Source organism: Methylobacterium durans, assembly GCF_003173715.1.
GTDB classification, from domain to species: domain Bacteria; phylum Pseudomonadota; class Alphaproteobacteria; order Rhizobiales; family Beijerinckiaceae; genus Methylobacterium; species Methylobacterium durans.
Map to the genome: position 1 here is coordinate 3,807,456 of NZ_CP029550.1, position 16,341 is coordinate 3,823,796.

General features: G+C 69.8%; 12 protein-coding genes and 1 pseudogene. 4 read left to right on the top strand and 9 right to left on the bottom strand.

The features are described from left to right. Positions 1-14: 14 nt before the first annotated feature. Genes rsmA through lptF form a run of 5 tightly spaced genes read right to left on the bottom strand, consistent with a single transcriptional unit; the run spans position 15 to position 6,960 of the window. A complete protein-coding gene (gene rsmA, locus DK389_RS17425) occupies positions 15-878 on the bottom strand; it encodes a 16S rRNA (adenine(1518)-N(6)/adenine(1519)-N(6))-dimethyltransferase RsmA (protein ID WP_109891444.1) in 864 nt (287 codons plus the stop codon). After that, the gene (gene pdxA / locus DK389_RS17430) at positions 875-2,002 is read right to left on the bottom strand and encodes a 4-hydroxythreonine-4-phosphate dehydrogenase PdxA (RefSeq protein ID WP_109891446.1); all 1,128 of its coding nucleotides are present in this window, start codon (positions 2,000-2,002) and stop codon (positions 875-877) included. The genes rsmA and pdxA overlap by 4 nt, the downstream gene beginning before the upstream one ends. A gap of 49 nt (positions 2,003-2,051) precedes the next feature. Next, a complete protein-coding gene (locus DK389_RS17435) occupies positions 2,052-4,652 on the bottom strand; it encodes an LPS-assembly protein LptD (protein WP_109891448.1) in 2,601 nt (866 codons plus the stop codon). Positions 4,653-4,708: 56 nt separating this feature from the next. Continuing rightward, positions 4,709-5,797, bottom strand: coding sequence for an LPS export ABC transporter permease LptG (lptG, locus tag DK389_RS17440; protein ID WP_109891450.1), 1,089 nt, complete (start codon positions 5,795-5,797; stop codon positions 4,709-4,711). Between the two features lie 8 nt (positions 5,798-5,805). Further along, positions 5,806-6,960, bottom strand: a complete 1,155-nt coding sequence (gene lptF, locus DK389_RS17445; RefSeq protein ID WP_109891452.1) for an LPS export ABC transporter permease LptF — start codon at positions 6,958-6,960, stop codon at positions 5,806-5,808. Between the two features lie 268 nt (positions 6,961-7,228). On the opposite strand from lptF, the gene DK389_RS17450 reads away from it, so the two are divergent. From DK389_RS17450 to msrP, 4 genes are all read left to right on the top strand, one after another. Continuing rightward, on the top strand, positions 7,229-8,728 hold the full coding sequence (locus DK389_RS17450) for a leucyl aminopeptidase (protein ID WP_109891454.1): 1,500 nt from the start codon (positions 7,229-7,231) through the stop codon (positions 8,726-8,728). Positions 8,729-8,851: 123 nt separating this feature from the next. After that, entirely contained in the window at positions 8,852-9,571 is a 720-nt protein-coding gene (locus tag DK389_RS17455; protein WP_194075087.1) for a hypothetical protein, read from the top strand. A gap of 64 nt (positions 9,572-9,635) precedes the next feature. After that, positions 9,636-11,330: an AMP-binding protein gene (locus tag DK389_RS17460; RefSeq protein WP_109891456.1), complete on the top strand. Its 1,695-nt coding sequence runs from the start codon at positions 9,636-9,638 to the stop codon at positions 11,328-11,330. Positions 11,331-11,454: 124 nt separating this feature from the next. After that, on the top strand, positions 11,455-12,399 hold the full coding sequence (gene msrP / locus DK389_RS17465) for a protein-methionine-sulfoxide reductase catalytic subunit MsrP (RefSeq protein WP_109891458.1): 945 nt from the start codon (positions 11,455-11,457) through the stop codon (positions 12,397-12,399). Positions 12,400-12,409: 10 nt separating this feature from the next. Here the strand turns inward: msrP and DK389_RS17470 are convergent, their stop codons facing one another. The 4 genes and pseudogenes from DK389_RS17470 to DK389_RS17485 all read right to left on the bottom strand — a co-directional run bounded on the left by DK389_RS17470 (position 12,410) and on the right by DK389_RS17485 (position 16,298). Continuing rightward, positions 12,410-13,300: a LysR family transcriptional regulator gene (locus tag DK389_RS17470; RefSeq protein WP_109891460.1), complete on the bottom strand. Its 891-nt coding sequence runs from the start codon at positions 13,298-13,300 to the stop codon at positions 12,410-12,412. A 432-nt stretch (positions 13,301-13,732) separates the two neighbouring features. Next, positions 13,733-14,709, bottom strand: a pseudogene (gene trxB, locus DK389_RS17475) (thioredoxin-disulfide reductase). A gap of 22 nt (positions 14,710-14,731) precedes the next feature. Then, positions 14,732-15,697 (bottom strand): mitochondrial fission ELM1 family protein, encoded by a 966-nt coding sequence (locus tag DK389_RS17480; protein ID WP_236960140.1) that lies wholly within the window; start codon positions 15,695-15,697, stop codon positions 14,732-14,734. Between the two features lie 100 nt (positions 15,698-15,797). Then, positions 15,798-16,298, bottom strand: coding sequence for a hypothetical protein (locus DK389_RS17485; RefSeq protein ID WP_418292065.1), 501 nt, complete (start codon positions 16,296-16,298; stop codon positions 15,798-15,800). Positions 16,299-16,341: the final 43 nt, after the last annotated feature.

Here is a 16,341-nt window from a genome sequence, read left to right on the forward strand (position 1 = left end):
ATGGCCGGCGCCGCTCACGCGGCGCCGGCCTTTTTTTGCGCCTCCCAGGCGTTGGCGAGCGCGACGAAGCCCGCCACCGGCACCTCCTCGGCCCGCGCCGTCTCCGGAATGGCGGCGGCGGCGAGGATGACGGCCGGCTCCGGCGTCAGCGATTTCAGGCTCTGGCGCAGCATCTTGCGGCGCTGCCCGAACGCCGCTCGCGTCACCGCCTCGAGGGCACCTGCGCGGCAGGGCAGGGGCGCCGCGCGCGGCACGAGGCGCACCACGCTCGACGTCACCTTCGGCGGCGGCACGAAGGCGGAGGGCGCCACGTCGAACAGGATGTCGGCTTGCGTCCGCCAGCCGCAGAGAACGCCGAGGCGTCCGTAATCGGCCCGCGCGCCCTCGTCGGCCACGATCCTCTCGGCGACCTCGCGCTGGAACATCAGCGTCGCCGAATCCCACCAGGGCGGCCACGCCTCGCCCTCGAGCCATCCGGTCAGCAGCGCGGTGCCGACATTGTAGGGAAGGTTGGCCACGATCCGGGCCGGGCCATCCCCGAGGAGCGGGCGCGGATCGAAGGCAAGCGCGTCGGCGTCGACCACCTCCAGCCGGCCCGGGTAATGCGCCGCGATCTCGGCCAGCGCCGGCAGGGCGCGCGGATCCCGCTCGATCGCGACGACGCGGGCGGCGCCTGCCGCCAGCAGAGCCCGGGTCAACCCGCCGGGACCGGGACCGACCTCGACGACGGTCACGCCGTCGAGCGGTCCCGCCGCCCGCGCGATGCGACCAGTCAGGTTCAGGTCGTAGAGAAAGTTCTGGCCGAGCGCCTTCTTCGGTTCCAGGCCGTGCCGGCCTACGACCTCGCGCAGGGGCGGCAACCCGTCGGAGGTCGTCATAGCTCGTCGGTCGGCTCGAAATGGGTCGGACGGGCCGGGCGCGGCCGGTCGGCGTAGGCGCTCATCGGGATCACGTCCGCGCTGGGCGGAGCAGGCCGGTTTGCCGCGACGTTGCGGGCGAGGCGGTCTGCGAGCCGCAGGGCCGCGATCAGGCTGTCGGGCCGCGCCACGCCCTGGCCGGCGATGTCGAAGGCCGTGCCGTGGTCCGGCGATGTCCGGATGAAGGGCAGGCCGAGGGTGACGTTGACGCCCTCGTCGAAGGCGATCGTCTTGATCGGGATCAGGGCTTGGTCGTGGGTGGGTGCCAGCGCGACGTCGTAGGTGGCGCGGGCGCGGTGATGGAACATCGTGTCGGCCGGCAGCGGCCCCCGGATGTCCAACCCTTCCGCGCGCAGGCGCTCGACCGCGGGGGCCAGCACGTCGCGGTCCTCCGTTCCCATCGTGCCGGCCTCGCCCGCATGCGGGTTGAGGCCCGCGAGGACGAGACGAGGACGCGCCATGCCGAAGCGTGCCGTGAGATCCGCCGCGACGATCCGAGCGGTACGCATGACGAGTTCGGCGGTGAGCAGTTCCGGCACCCGACGCAACGCCACGTGGATCGTGACCGGCACGACCGAGAGCCCCTCGCTCCAGATCATCATGACGGGCAGCGGCGGCTCGGCGCCGGGCGCCGCCGAGAGGGCCGCGAGGAACTCGGTGTGTCCGGGATGGGCGAAGCCGACCTGGGTGAGGACATACTTGGCGATCGGGTTCGTGACGACGGCCGAGGCGCGGCCCGCCTGCACGAAGCCGACCGCGGCGGTGATGGATTCGAGCGTCGCGCCGGCATGGGCCGGATCGGGCTTGGCTGGCTCCGCGGCAATCGCGGCCCCGCTCGGCAGCGGCACGACCGGCAGGGCGCGGGGGAAGACCTCCGCCGCCGTCTCGGGATCGATCTCGGCGATCGGGATCGTCTCGCCGAGCCGGTAGGCGGTGCGTTCGAGGAAGGCGGGATCGCCGACGACGAAGAAGGGCGGCACGCCGGGATTGACGCTCCGCGCCCGCCACGCGGCGAGGGCGAGTTCCGGGCCGATCCCGGCGGGATCGCCGAGGGTGAGCGCGAGGGGAGGGCGGTCGAGAATCATGCCGTCATGAATTGGTCGGCCCGCCTGGGCCGCCGCGTGGACTCAACGCTCAGCGCACGGCCGCGATGCCGTCGGCCGATATCGGGGTGCCGACGTTCTGGCGGAGATCGGCCTCGCCGAGCGTCTTCAACTCGACGCGCAGCAGCACCGTCTGGTTGCGCTCGCGGACGCCCAGTGCCGTGGCGATCGGCGAGATGATGTAATTGAGCGAGACCGTGGTGCACTCGTCCTGATAGCCGCCGCCGAGGCTCATGCCCGACAGGTAGAAGCGGTTGCTGCTCGGCGGCAGCGGCACCGCGCCGATCGGGTTGGCGAGGTAGGTGCGCAGGGCGTCGTTGTAGGAATCCCGCGCGTCGAGATAGTGCGTCAGGTCGAGGAGCGCCGATCCGGTCAGGAACCAGTTCGGCGTGATGTGGTACGTCGCCGAGGCGGTGATGCCCTCGCGGCGGTTGTTGAAGCCGAGCAGCGGCTGGGCTTGGTAATAAGAGTAGAAGGCCGAGACCGAGAGCGGCAGGAAGGGCGAGAACCGCGCCGTGATGCCGCTCTCGAAGCGGTTCACGCCGAAATCCGCCTGGTCGAAGCGGGCGCGGGTGATCAGGCTGATGTGCTGGTTCGGCGAGAGCTGGAACCGGCCGACGAAGTCCGAGCGGCGGTTCTCGAGGCCCGATTCGAGGCCGACATTCGCGATGTCGCCGCGCCGGAAGGAGTTCACGCCCGCGATCTGCACGGACTCGCCGAACAGCACGTTCGCATACCAGCCGGCCGGCGTGACCACCGAGTACTGCCCGCCGAGATTGGCGCGCAGGCCGCCCTCGACACGGTCGTAGCCCGAGAACTTGTCCCATTCGAAAAGGGAGGTGTCGTCGAAGACGAGGCTCTGCGCGTCCTCGTTCGGCAGGCGGCCGATGCGGGTCTCGCTCGGCCGCGCGATCACCTGGGCGATGGGCTCCAGGGTATGGACGCCGAGCCGGCCGAAATCGCCGACGAAAGGATAGCGGTAATCGACGCCGACGGCCGGCATCACGCGGCCCGAGGAGCCCTCGCCGATTTTGGCGATCGTCGGCACCAAGGCGTTCTGGAAGCCCGACAGGCTCGGGTTCACGAAGAAGGCGTCGGTGCGCAGATACGCGAAGGGCGTGATGACCTGGCCGAGCGGGTCGATGAAGCTGCGCCGCCAGGAGACCTGCGCCGAGGCACGGGTGTTCGTGCCGGCCAAGCCCCGGATCAGACAGGTCGAGCGGGTGAAGGTGCTGCAGGTGTCGTAGAGCGGGTAGTTGATGCCGTTGACGCTCGGGCTGAACAAGAAGGCGTTCGAGCGTGGCAGGCCCTGGAAGTCGGTCGCCTCGCGGGTCAGGCTCGTGATGTTGCCCTCGAAGCGCAGCTCGCCGCCGACCGGATCCGGCCCGTTGATCCGCTTCTCGTAGTCGATCACCGGGGCGACGACGGGCTGCTCCTTCTGCCAGTCGAAGCTCGACAGGACCTTGAAGTAGTAGCCGCGCGCCTCGAACCACGAGCGGTCGCCCTGGCCGGTTAGGTAGGCCGTCGAGACCGCTTCACGGAAATAGTCGGAGACGAGAGCCTGATTCCGGATGCGGTAATTGTCGAGGAACCACTTGTCGGTGACGCCGACGACGTCCCAGCCCGTGGTCCAGCGATCGTTGATGTAGAAGCGGCCCTTGCTCTCGACGGAGCCGCGGAAGTCGCGATCGCCCGCGCCGAGGGGGCCGGGCAGGAAGGCGCTCGGCGTCGTCTGGAAGATGCCGCTGACCCGTGCGCTGTAGGCGCCGGTTTCCAGCCGGTGGCGGAACTCCGCTTGGCCCAGCACGCCCTGGCGGCTCAGGAAGGCCGGCGTGACCGTGAGGTCGTAATTCGGCGCGAGGTTCATGAAGAACGGCGTCGCGACGCCGGTGCCGATCGCCGTCGAGGTGAGGAAGCGCGGCGTCAGGAAGCCGGTCTTGCGCTTCACTGTCGGGTCGGGCGCCTCGAAATAAGGCAGGTAGGCCACCGGGATGCCGGCGAGCTCCAGGCGCGAATCCTCGAAATAGACCGTGTGGGTCTCGTTGTTGTGGATGATCTTGGCCGCGCGCACCTGCCAGAGCGGCGGCTTCTCCGGATTGTCCTTGCACGGCTCGCAGGCGGTGTAGGTGCCGTACTCGAAGCTCGTCTGCTCGCCCGCGATCCGCTCCGCGCGCGGGGCCGAGAAGCGCGTGCGCACCACCTCTCCGCGCTGCTCGACGGTCTGCTGCACGCGCAGCGAATCGATGAAGCCGTTCTTGAAATCGTCCGTCAGTTCCATGCGGTCGCCGGTCACGACGGCGCCGTCCCGGTCGGTGAGCCGGACATTGCCCTCGGCGAAGACGCGGCTCGCGTTGCGGTCGTAACGGACGCTGTCGGCCTGGAGCGTGCGGGGCCCGTAATGCAGCTCGGCGTTGCCGCGGGCCGTCACCGTGCCCCGGTCATTGTCGTAGATCAGCTCGTCGGCCTCCACGAGGAGCTTGTCGCCCGGCTTGCCCTGCAAGCCCCGGGGCGGCGCCCCCCTGGCCGCCTGCGCCTTCTGGGCAGCCGCCTCCGTTGCCGTCGCCAAAGGAGCGGCGGCCGTCAGCAGCGCCAGCAAGCCGGCGGCCTTCGCGATGTCGGCGACCCTACGCAACGCGCGTCCCAACTCCTGCCACGGTCGTCCCTCGCCACCCGTCCGAGACCGGAGCCTCAGCCGTCCTCCTGGTACAGAAGCGTGAGCGTACCGAGAAGACTTCCTATCACGGCCGGGAACCACGCCGCCACAGGTGCCCCCACGATCCCCGAGGCGCCGAGCCCCTCCATGACCTGCCGGGCGACGTAGAGGGCAAAGCCCGCCGCGACGCCCCCGAGCACGAGCTTGCCGACACCACCAAAGCGGAAGAACCGTAAGGAAACGGTTGCTGCCACGAGGACCATGGCGACGAAGAGCATCGGCCTGGCCAGGAGCACATCATACTGGAGACGGTACCGGGTCGCATCCAACCCGGCCCGCTCCGTGCGCGCGATGGTCTCGGAAAGTTGCCAGAAAGGCACAGAATCCGGAGGGGTGAACCGCTGCCGAACCTGTCCCGGATCGAGGGGGGAGGCGATCAGGTAGGTGCCGAACGACTCGGGCGGCACGCCTGGCGCGAGTATCCGCGCCTCGCTCAACTCCCAGTAGCCGTCATGCAGGCGCGCCCGCGCGGCCTCGATCTGCGAGACGAAGGAACCGGCCTCGTCGAAGGTGAAGACCGAGACGCCGGCGAGCGTCGTCGTGCCCTCGATGGCCGTCTCGGCCCGCAGAATGGCCTGCCCGTCGAGGCTCTTCTGGCGGATCCAGAGGTCCTTGCCGGAGCTGGCCTTCGTGGAGCGTGCGAAGATCTTGGCCTCGATCTCGGTCGAGCGCTGCTTCAGCATCGCCGAGACCGGGTTGTAGACCCCGACCGTGAAGGCGCCGATCGCGAGCGCCACGAAGATGCCGGGTTGCAGGAACTGCCAGGCCGAGATGCCGGCGGCGCGGGCTACCACGAGTTCGAGCTTGCGCGAGAGCTGCAGCAGGGTCGCCATGGAGCCGAACAGAACCGCAAAGGGCAGCACGCCCTCGGCGACGGCGGGCGTCCGGAAGAGCGAGAGCTGCGCCATCAGCCCGGCCGTGGCACCCTCGGAATCGCCGGCGCGCCGCAGGAGTTCGACGAAGTCGAGTGTGTAGACGAGGGCAAAGACGGTAATGAAGACGCCGAGCACCGTGCGCATGAAGCGCAGGGCGAAGTAGCGTCCGAGGGTCGCGCCGATCAGCATGGGCGTCCCTAGCTCGCCGCGAGCCGCGGCGCGCGCGGACGCCGGATGGCGGCGCCGAGGCGGGTGCCCGCCGCACGCACGGCCGGCCCGTGGAAGATGACGAGCGCCGACAGGCCGATCGCGACGAGCGGCACGGCGTAGATCGCCACCACGGCTCCGGCGCTGCGGGCGGCCGCGCTCGTCGCCGCGAAGCCCGCGATGCGCAGGACCGTGACGGCGACGATCGCGCCGGCGACCGACAGGCCGCGGCCCTGCCGGGTGGTGCGCGGGTCGCCGAGCGCCGCGAAGGCGATGAAGGTGAGGGCGATCGGGTAGAGCCAGGCGGAGAGGCGGTCGTGCAGCTCGGCGCGGAAGCGGCCCTTCTGCGCGAGGTAGTAGCGCTCGGACCGGTCCGGGAAGAGGAGCTGCGTCGTCGAGCGCTCGCGCGGCTTGTAGACGATCTCGGCATCGGGCGGCGCGAAGGCGGCGAGGTCGATTGTGTAGCGCTCGAAGGTCAGGATCGACGAATCCCGCGAATCCTTCATCTGCTGATGGACGCTGCCCTTCTCCAGCGCCAGATAGCTCTGCCCGTCGACATCGATCGCGAGGCCGCGCTCGGCGAGGTAGACCTTCGTCTTGCCGGCCTCGCGCTTGTCCTGGATGAACAGGCCGAGCAGCGCACCCCCCTGCCCACGCTCGCGGAAATGGAAGGTGATGCCGTTCTCGAGGCTCGTGAACTGGCCCTCCTTGACCACGTTCGCGATCAGGTCGCCGCGCACCCGCGTCACCACGTCCCGCAATTCCTGGAAGCTTGAGGGCATCACCTGGATCGTCAGGAAGGCGGTGAGGAACGAGATCGCGAAGGCGAGCGTCAGGAAGGGGCGCAGGATGGCGCGGGGCTTCATGCCGGCGGCCGACATCACGATCAGCTCGGAATCGCCGTTCAGCTTGTTCAGCGCGTAGATCACCGCGATGAACAGGGCCATCGGCGAGATCACGGCGATCAACGTCGGCAGCGACAGGCCGGTGACGAGCAGGAAGATGAGGAGCGTCTGGCCCTTGGCCGTGATCAGGTCGAGCTCGCGCAGGGCCTGCGTCACCCAGATCGTGCCCGTCAGCCCGACGAGGCAGGCGAGGAAGGCGGAGAGCGCGATCCTGAATATATAGCGCTCGATCTGCGTCATTGGGTCGTCTGGGGTCCCGATGGGGTCGCCCGCCCCGTCACGCTCGCGCGACCGTGATCGCGCCGTCCGGTCCGCCCCCGCGCCGTCCGATCCCGCTCAAGGCGCCCCAAAAGGGGCCGTTTGAGGGCGTGTCGCCGCGTCCGGGAGCGGCGCGCCCGGCTCGCGTTGCGTTCTGCGTTTCAGCAGCTACACAGGCAGACGGCAGGCACGCGAAGCGCGCGGCTCGGCCCGCGCTCAGAGACATCATCGGCTGACGGAAAGCAACGACATGGCGGACGCTATCACCATCACCTTCGGCCCGCTCGGTTCCGCCGGTCGCGGCGATCTGGTGGTGTTCGTCGGCGACGACCTCTCTTTGAGCGGCGCGGCGCGCGACGTGCTCGGCAACGGCGGGGCCGATCTCGTCGCCCGGGCCGCCGCGGCCGAGAAGTTCAAGGGCCGCTCGCTCTCAGCCCTAGTCCTGCCGGCTCCGGCCGGGATCGAGGCGGACCGCCTCCTGGTGATCGGCCTCGGCTCCGAGAAGGACCGCGCCAAGACCGATTGGCCGGTCCTCGGCGGCTTCACCGCCGGCAAACTCTCGGGCCGTACCGCGCGCGTGGTGCTCGGCGCGAACGGCTCCGCCGTCAGCGCGGAGAACGCTGCCGACTTCGCCCTCGGCGCGCGCCTGCGTAGCTACAGCTTCGATCGCTACAAAACCAAGAAGAAGCCCGACGCCGACGAGAACGGCGGCACCACGCTCCACCTGCTATTGCCCGAGCACGAGGCCGCAGCCCAGGCCGCGAAGGCGTCCGACGCGGTGGCCGAGGGTGTCCTGATCGCCCGCGACCTCATCAACGAGCCGCCGAACGTCCTCTACCCGGAGGAGTTCGCCCGCCGCGCCTCGGAACTCACCAAGCTCGGCGTCGAGGTGGAGGTTCTGGAGCCTGCCCGGATGCGCGAGCTCGGCATGGGCGCGCTCCTCGCCGTGGCCCAGGGCTCGGTGCGCGAGCCCAGGATCGTGGTGATGCGCTGGAACGGGGCGGCCGATCGTTCCGAGGCGCCGGTGGCGCTGATCGGCAAGGGCGTCGTGTTCGATTCGGGCGGCGTCTCGATCAAGTCGGCCGGCGGCATGGAGGACATGAAGGGCGACATGGGCGGCGCCGCTGCCGTCGTCGGCACGCTGCACGCGCTCGCGAGCCGCAAGGCGAAGGTGAATGTGGTCGGCGCCATCGGCATCGTCGAGAACATGCCGGACGGCGGCTCCTACCGCCCCTCCGACATCGTCACCTCCATGTCCGGCCAGACCATCGAGGTCATCAACACGGATGCGGAGGGCCGCCTCGTGCTGGCCGATGTGATCTGGCACGTCCAGAGCGCCTACAAGCCGAAGTTCATGATCGATCTCGCGACGCTGACGGGCGCGATCATCGTGGCGCTCGGTCAGGACATCGCGGGCCTGTTCTCCAACGACGACGAGCTGGCGGCGCGGATCACGGCGGCCGGCGAGGCGACGGGCGAGAAGGTCTGGCGGATGCCGCTTGCGCCCTCCTTCGACAAGGCGATCGACTCGAAATTCGCCGACATGAAGAACACCGGCGGCCGCCACGGCGGTGCGGCGACGGCGGCCTCCTTCATCAAGCGCTACGTCAACGACGTTCCCTGGGCGCATCTCGACATCGCGGGCGTCGGCATGTCCTCGAACGCGACCGAGATCAACCGGAGCTGGGGCGCCGGCTGGGGGGTGCGCCTCCTCGACCGGCTGGTACGCGATCACTACGAGGCGAAGTAGGCGCCAGCATCGTCTCGGGAGCGCGCGCAGAGGAGGCGGAATGGCTCAGCGGTTCTCTGCCCGCCGCCTCCGTGGCATTCGGCTCGCGTTCCGTCGGTGCCCTCGACGGCCGCGTGCCCTGCCATGAGGCCCGACCTCCTCGTCGCCTTCGCGCCGCTCGTTGCGGCGCTCCTCGCCGCCGCGCTCGTCGCGGCGACGGGATTCGACCAGGGAACCGCCCTGCCGCCCGCCCTGCAGGCCCGCTTCTACGGCTTCTTCCTCGACCAGTACCCGCTCTTCGCCTTCGCGATCGTCTACGCTGCGGCGCGGATCCTCGCGGTCGCCCTCGGGCCGGGTCCGGCCTCGGTCCCGCGCCGCGTCGTCGGCTGCGTCTTCGGCCTCGCCCTCGTCCTCGCCGCGAGCCTGCACCCGACGTTCGGAGGGCTCGTGCTGCGTGCGGGCTTCGCGACCGGCGGCATCGGCTTCCTCAATCAGCTGCCGTTCTGGCTCGCCTACGCCCTCGGCAGTGCCGCCGCCGCCGCCATGTTCGGCACGGCGCTCGGCCTCGCGGTCCTCGTCACGAACCGCGGCCAACGCCCCCGCGAGGGCTGGTGGCGGGCCATCCGCTCGAACGTCGCCAGCGTGCTCCTGCGCTTCCTCGCCCTGTGGGTCGGATTTGCCGTGCTTGGCCTTGCCCGCGAGGCCGGAGTCGGCTTCTGGCCACGGCGGCCGCTCAGCATACCGCAGTTCGGAATTCTGGCCGGATTGCTGGTCACCGGCCTCTTTCCACACAGCGTGATCACGGCGCTTCGGTCACATACTTATTCCCGAAATCTCTTGATCAACCCGGCACGATCCCGCTAATCCGGTGGGCAATGGGGCAAACCCACGGCAGCCACGAGCCGCCGAGACAAGAGGGAGGATCGCCGTGATCCAAGACATCCGTGCCGAGCGGCCCTGGCTGGCCGCCTATCCGCCCGGCGTGCCGGCCGAGATCGATCTCGACCGGCTCGGCACACTCGCCGACCTGTTCGAGAACAGCGTCCGGCAGTACGGCGACAGGGCGGCGATCATCAGTTTCGGCACATCGATCACCTATGCCGAGCTCGGAGCCCGGTCCGAGGCACTCGCGGCATGGTTGCAGGGTCAGGGGCTTGGCAGGGGCGACCGCGTCGCGATCATGATGCCGAACGTCGCCGCCTATCCGGTGGCCCTGTTCGCCGTTCTCATCTCCGGCTGCACGGCCGTGAACGTCAACCCGCTCTACACGCCCCGCGAGCTGATCGCGCAGCTCAACGATTCCGGCGCGCGGGTGCTGATCGTCCTGGAGAATTTCGGCCACACCGTCGCCGAGGCCCTGCCGGACCTCAGCCTGGAGCGGATCGTCGTGGCCGGTCCCGGCGACGGGCTCGGCCTCAAGGGCAAGGTCCTCGACCTCGCCTCGCGCCACGTCAAGAAGGCGGTGAAGCCCTACGTGCTCCCGCCCGCGACGACGACCCGCTTCGAGGCCGCCGTGAAGGCGGGCCGGAGCCTGCGGCGGCAGCGGGTCGAGATCGCGCCGGAGGACATCGCCTTCCTCCAATACACGGGCGGCACCACCGGCCTCGCCAAGGCCGCGATGCTGACCCACCGCAACATCATGGCCAATGTGGAGCAGTGCCAGCTCTGGTTCGGCGCCTGCGACACGGCCGAGCGGCGCACCATGGTGACGGCACTGCCGCTCTACCACATCTTCGCGCTGACCTGCTGCTTCTTCTTCTTCATGCGGCTCGGCGGAAACTGCCTGCTGATCCCGAACCCGCGCGACGCCGACGGCTTCATCAAGACGCTGGCCAAGAGCCATTTCACGCATTTCTCAGGCGTGAACACGCTGTTCAACCTGCTCAACAACCATCCGAAGATCGGTACGGTCGACTTCTCCCACGTCGATTACGTGGTGGCGGGCGGCATGGCCGTGCAGAAGGCCGTCGCGAGCCGCTGGAAACAGGCGACGGGGCAGGCGATCGTGGAGGGATACGGCCTCTCCGAGACGTCGCCGGTCGTCTGCGTGAATCCGCACCGCCTCTCCGAGTGGTCCGGTACGATCGGCTTTCCGCTGCCCTCGACGGAGGTGTCGATCCGCGGCGAGGACGGGATGCCCGCGCCGCTCGGCGAGCCGGGCGAGATCTGCGTGCGCGGCCCCCAGGTGATGAAGGGCTACTGGAAGCGGCCGGACGAGACCGCCAAGGCCACCACCGCCGACGGGTTCTTCCGGACCGGCGACGTGGGCGTGATGCTGGCGGACGGCCAGATCCGGATCGTCGACCGGATGAAGGACATGATCATCGTCTCGGGGTTCAACGTCTACCCGAACGAGGTCGAGGACGTGCTGGCGAGTCATCCCGCCGTGCTTGAATGCGCGGTCGTCGGCGCGCCGTCGGCGGAATCGGGTGAGATGGTCGTCGCCCACGTGGTGCTGCGCGACAAGAGCGCCACCCAGGACGTGATCCGCGCCCATGCGCGCACCCAGCTGACACCCTACAAGGTGCCGCGCAGCGTCGTGTTCCACGAGGCTCTGCCGAAGACGAATGTCGGCAAGGTGCTGCGCCGCGCGCTGCGGGACGTGCCTCCCGGCGCGGCCTGAGCCTGCCGCGCGGACGCAGGGGCCATTCTGTCGCGGGCCTGAAACCTTTCGGCCGCCGTTGACGAAGTACCGGGACGCAGCGGCAGTGCGTCCCGGACGGGGCGTCGAATTTCAGGGAAACGCCATGCACATCAAGCGTCGTCGCGGCTGGGAGATGCCGGAGCACATGGCAACACCGGAGGGCGTGTTCCTCAGCCGCCGCGCGCTCCTCGGCGGCGCGGCCGGGCTCGTGGCCGGCTCGGCCATCGGCTGGGATGCCGCGTCGGCCGAGGACGCGCTCTATCCGGCCCGCCGCAACGAGGGCTTCACCCTCGACCGGGCCGTGACCCCCGAGCGCTACAGCGGCGACTACAACAACTTCTACGAGTTCGGCACCTCGAAGACCGTGCTGCCGGCCGCGAATGCCCTGAAGACGAAGCCGTGGACGATCAAGATCGACGGCCTCGTCGAGAAGCCCTTCGAGATCGGCGTGGATGACCTGATCCGCAAGGTCGGGCTGGAGGAGCGGCTCTACCGGCACCGCTGCGTCGAGGCGTGGTCGATGGCTGTGCCGTGGACCGGCTTCCCGCTCGCGAAGCTCGTGGCGCTTGCCAAGCCTGCTTCGGGCGCGAAGTACGTCCAGTTCCAGACGTTCCTCGACAAGGCCATGGCGCCCGGCCAGCGGCAGTTCTTCTACCCGTGGCCCTACGTCGAGGGGCTGACCATGGCCGAGGCGAACAACGACCTCGCCTTCATGGTCACCGGCATCTACGGCAAGCCGTTGCCGAACCAGTTCGGAGCTCCGATCCGGCTCGCGGTGCCGTGGAAGTACGGCTTCAAGTCGGCCAAGTCCCTCGTGAAGGTGTCGTTCGTGGCCGAGCGTCCGAAGACCTTCTGGGAGGGGCTGCAGGCCTCCGAGTACGGCTTCTGGGCGAACGTGAACCCGGCCGTGCCGCATCCCCGCTGGAGCCAGGCGAGCGAGCGCGTGCTCGGCACCGACCAGCGCGTGCCGACCTTGATCTACAACGGCTACGGCGAGCAGGTCGCCGACCTCTATAAGGGGCTTGAGAAGGAGCGGCTGTTCGTCTGAAGACGCGCCCTCAATAGGTCCAGCGCTGAGCCTTCGTGACTAGGAAGTCGCGGAAGGCCTGGACGCGGGCGACCGAGCGCATCTCCTCGGCGTAGACGAGGTAGCTCTCCAGGCTCGGCATGTCGCTTTCGCCCAGCACCTGAACGAGGTTCGTGGTGCCGTCGACCGCGTAATCCGGCAGGATGCCGATCCCGACGCCGGTCTCCATCGCCACCTGCAGGGCGGCGATATTGTTGACCGTGAAATGGACCGGCCGGCGCTCGCGCCCCTCGCGGCCGATGCTGGCGAGCCAGTGGGCTGCCAGGAGGTAGGACGGCTCGTTGCCGCCGAACGAGACGAGGCGGTGCTCGTCGAGATCGTCGATCGTCTTCGGCTCGCCGAAGCGCTTGATGTAATCCTGGCTCGCGAAGGCGTGGTAGTGGACCGTGAAGAGCCGGCGCTGGATCAGGTCGGGCTGGGCGGGACGCCGCATCCGGATCGCCACGTCGGCCTCGCGCATGGCGAGGTCGAGCTCCTCGTTGGTGAGGATCAGCTCGACGCGGACATCCGGGTAGAGGTCGAGGAACTCGGAGACGCGCTGCGCGAGCCAGGACGTGCCGAGGCCGACCGTCGTCGTGACCTTGAGGTCGCCGGTCGGCCGCTCGCTCGTCTCGACGAGGCGGGCCTTGGTGTTCTCCAGGCGCAGCTTCATGTCCCGCGCGGCGCGAAACAGCAGGTCGCCCTGCTCGGTCAGGATCAGGCCGCGGGCATGGCGGTGGAACAGGGGCGCGCGCAGCTCGCGCTCCAGCGCGCTGATCTGGCGGCTCACCGCGGATTGGCTGAGGCCGATGTCGTCGCCCGCCCGCGTGAAGCTGCCGGCTTCCGCCACGTTGAGGAAGATCCGGATCTTGTCCCAGTCCACCGTCGAACTCCCCGAAGGCGGTCGGGCACCCGGGACGCTGCCGTCCCGTGAGTCCGTCCGCTGGCGCGGGCTACACCGTTGCGCGCCGCCCCTTCTGCCCAAGCAGTCGCGGCGGTCCATCGATGATGCGCCGGCCGTCGATGCGGGACGAGACGATGGCGGCGGACGCCGACATCGTCAGGATAGGACTTCCCTCTTGCGATTTGGTTGCACCATAACGCAAGTCCATTTGCGAAGATTTTGTTGACGGCTCGAGGAAACGGTGTCGCCTGGCGCGAAATCGTTCCTCGGCGGCAAGGCCACGCAGTCTCACCCCGGGTCGGGACGGTCGGGTTGGTCTCGCCCGCGCGAGGCTCAGCCCCGTGGACCCGCGAACCTCTCGGCCGCCATCTCCCGCCGAGAACGGCACGATCCTGCGCGCGACGCGTCGGGCTACTCGGCGGCAGCCTGCTGCGGGCTCTCGCCCACCTCAAGATTCGCCAGGAACTTCTCGGCCTCGAGCGCGGCCATGCAGCCCATCCCGGCCGCGGTGATCGCCTGCCGGTAGACGTCGTCCGTCACGTCGCCCGCCGCGAAGACGCCCGGGATCTCGGTCTCGGCGGTCCCCGGCTTCACCGTGAGATACCCCCGTGACGCATGGGGAGCTGCCCCTCGAAGATCGCGGTCGCCGGCGTGTGGCCGATGGCGACGAAGACGCCGTCGGTCGGCCGCTCGGTGATGGCGCCGGTGCGGGTGTCCCTGAGGCGCACATGCGTGACGTTCGGGGCGGGGCTCAGCGTGCCGCAGATCTCCTCGATCTCGCTGTTCCAGGCCACCTCGACGTTCGGGTGCTTGAACAGGCGCTCCTGCAGGATGCGCTCGGCGCGGAATCCGTCCCGCCGGTGCACGACCGTGACCTTCTTGGCGAGGTTCGCGAGGTAGAGCGCCTCCTCGACCGCGGTGTTGCCGCCGCCGACGACCACCACCTCCTTGCCGCGGAAGAAGAATCCGTCGCAGGTGGCGCAGGCCGAGACGCCGCCGCCCTGGAACTTCGCCTCGGAGGGGATGCCGAGCCACTTCGCCTGGGCGCCGGTGGCGATGATGAGCGCGTCGCAGGAATAGGTCTCGCCGGAATCGGCCTCCAGCCGGAACGGCCGCGTCTTCAGATCGACCTGCGTGATGTATTCCGAGACGATCTTGGTGCCGACGTGCTCGGCCTGGAGGCGCATCTGCTCCATCAGCCAGGGGCCCTGGATCGCCTCGGCGAAGCCCGGGTAGTTCTCGACGTCGGTGGTGATCATCAGCTGCCCGCCGGGCTGGAAGCCGGAGATGAGCAGCGGCTCGACCATGGCGCGGGCGGCGTAGATCGCGGCCGTGTAGCCGGCCGGACCCGAGCCGATGATCACGAGCTTGGCGTGGGTGTGAGCCATAAGTCTTCGTCTCCTGAGGCCGTCAGCCGCTGGCGAGCCTGTCCCGGTGCGCGGCGTAGGCGCCGGCCAGCGCCTGCGCGATCACCGGCGTCGCGTCGATCGGCTTGTACGACAGCGGCTCCAAATGACCGATGAAGGGCTTGAGCGCCCCGGCCATGGCGAGCCCGGCGAACATCCGCCGGTGCCGGATATAGGTACGCGGCAGGTCGAACAGCAGGACCGGAACGCCGGTGCTCACCGCCTCGCTGACCATGTTGGCCGAGTCGGAAGTGACGACGACGGCCTCGGCGAGCGCCAGCAGGCTGACATAGGGGTTCTCGCCGGTCCCGTCCCAGAAGAAGCCGCCCGTCTCGCCGACGAGAACGCGCAGCGCATCGCGCAAAGCCGGCGGCGTGCGCCGGGAGACGGTGACCATGAGGCGCCGGCCGCCATCCGCGAGCTTGCGGAGGTCGGTCAGAAGCCGCTTCATGTCCGCCTGCCGGTAGCTGAGATGACGGCTGTCGCCGCCGATCAGCACCGCGATCCGCGGCCCGTCGAGGGCGGCGAGGCGCGGGTCTGGCCGCGCCTGGGCGGCGGCGAGGCGCGCTGCGGTGACGAGGTGCGGGGCGGTGAGCGTCGTGAAGACGTTCGGCCCCCTCAGATCGTCGTAATCCGGCACCCAGATGAAATCGGCGCTGTCGTGGCCGGTGCGGGGGTCCTTGAGGAAGGCGGTGAAGGTTCGCCCCTGCGTGGCCCGGCGCACCGCGCGCAGATACGGCACCGAGCGGCGGCCGGAGGCGATCAGCAGGTCGGGGAAGGGGCCGGCAAGCGCGCCGCGGGCACGCCCCGGGCCCTGGCGGGGGTCGATCGGCCCCCAGGGGGCCGTCCAGCCGAACGGGCCGCGGGACGGCACGCGCCGGATCTCGTAATCGAGCCCGAGCGTCTCGGCGATGCCGATGCACTGGTTCTCGTCGCCGGCCTTCCCGTCCGTGACGATCCAGGCCCGCACGTTCGGGAGCCTCGGCGAGGATTGCGACGATGCGGCGGACGGGGCGGGCGTGGGCGTCCCGCCGCGTGGCGGAGGGTTCCGATCGATCACGTCGGTCACGTCAGTCGGCGGGAAGTTGGCGGCGCAGCCATTCGGCGTAGATGTTGGCGACCGCGGTCACCCGGCGCCGCTCCGACAGGGGATCGTACCACGCGCCGCCGTAGCTCGACGGCGTCGCCGTGAGTTGCGGATGGCGGCCCAGAACCTCGCCGCCGCGCCCGACGAGGAGCGCCTCGCCGTCGAGGTAATCGGTCTGGTTGCCGCCGCCGAGGCCGCCGCGCCCGCCGCCCTGGGCGCCCGCGTAGGGCGGCAGGGAGAGCCCCCGGACCAGCACGACGAGGATCGGACCGCGCCCGCCGAGGCGCCCCGCGAAGGCGCGCCGGAGGGCCAGCGTCAGGTCGGCGCGCAGAGCCTCCGCCTGAGGGCCGTTCCCTTGCGCGATCAGGGGGCGCACGTCGACGCGGATGTCGGCGAAGCGCTCGCCGTTGAGGCGGGGGAAATCGTCGGCCGCGGCGGCCCCTGCGACGAGCGCGAGGGCGGCCAGCAAAGCGGGCCAGGCGATCCGGAGCAGCCGGCCACCGAGGATTGCGCGGGGACGGGGCACC

Excerpts from the sequence above, each read along its gene's own strand:
- rsmA (WP_109891444.1), bottom strand. The coding sequence starts at position 878 with ATGACGACCTCCGACGGGTTGCCGCCCCTGCGCGAGGTCGTAGGCCGG.
- pdxA (WP_109891446.1), bottom strand. The coding sequence starts at position 2,002 with ATGATTCTCGACCGCCCTCCCCTCGCGCTCACCCTCGGCGATCCCGCC.
- lptG (WP_109891450.1), bottom strand. The coding sequence starts at position 5,797 with ATGCTGATCGGCGCGACCCTCGGACGCTACTTCGCCCTGCGCTTCATG.
- lptF (WP_109891452.1), bottom strand. The coding sequence starts at position 6,960 with ATGACGCAGATCGAGCGCTATATATTCAGGATCGCGCTCTCCGCCTTC.
- DK389_RS17450 (WP_109891454.1), top strand. The coding sequence starts at position 7,229 with ATGGCGGACGCTATCACCATCACCTTCGGCCCGCTCGGTTCCGCCGGT.
- DK389_RS17455 (WP_194075087.1), top strand. The coding sequence starts at position 8,852 with ATGAGGCCCGACCTCCTCGTCGCCTTCGCGCCGCTCGTTGCGGCGCTC.
- msrP (WP_109891458.1), top strand. The coding sequence starts at position 11,455 with ATGCACATCAAGCGTCGTCGCGGCTGGGAGATGCCGGAGCACATGGCA.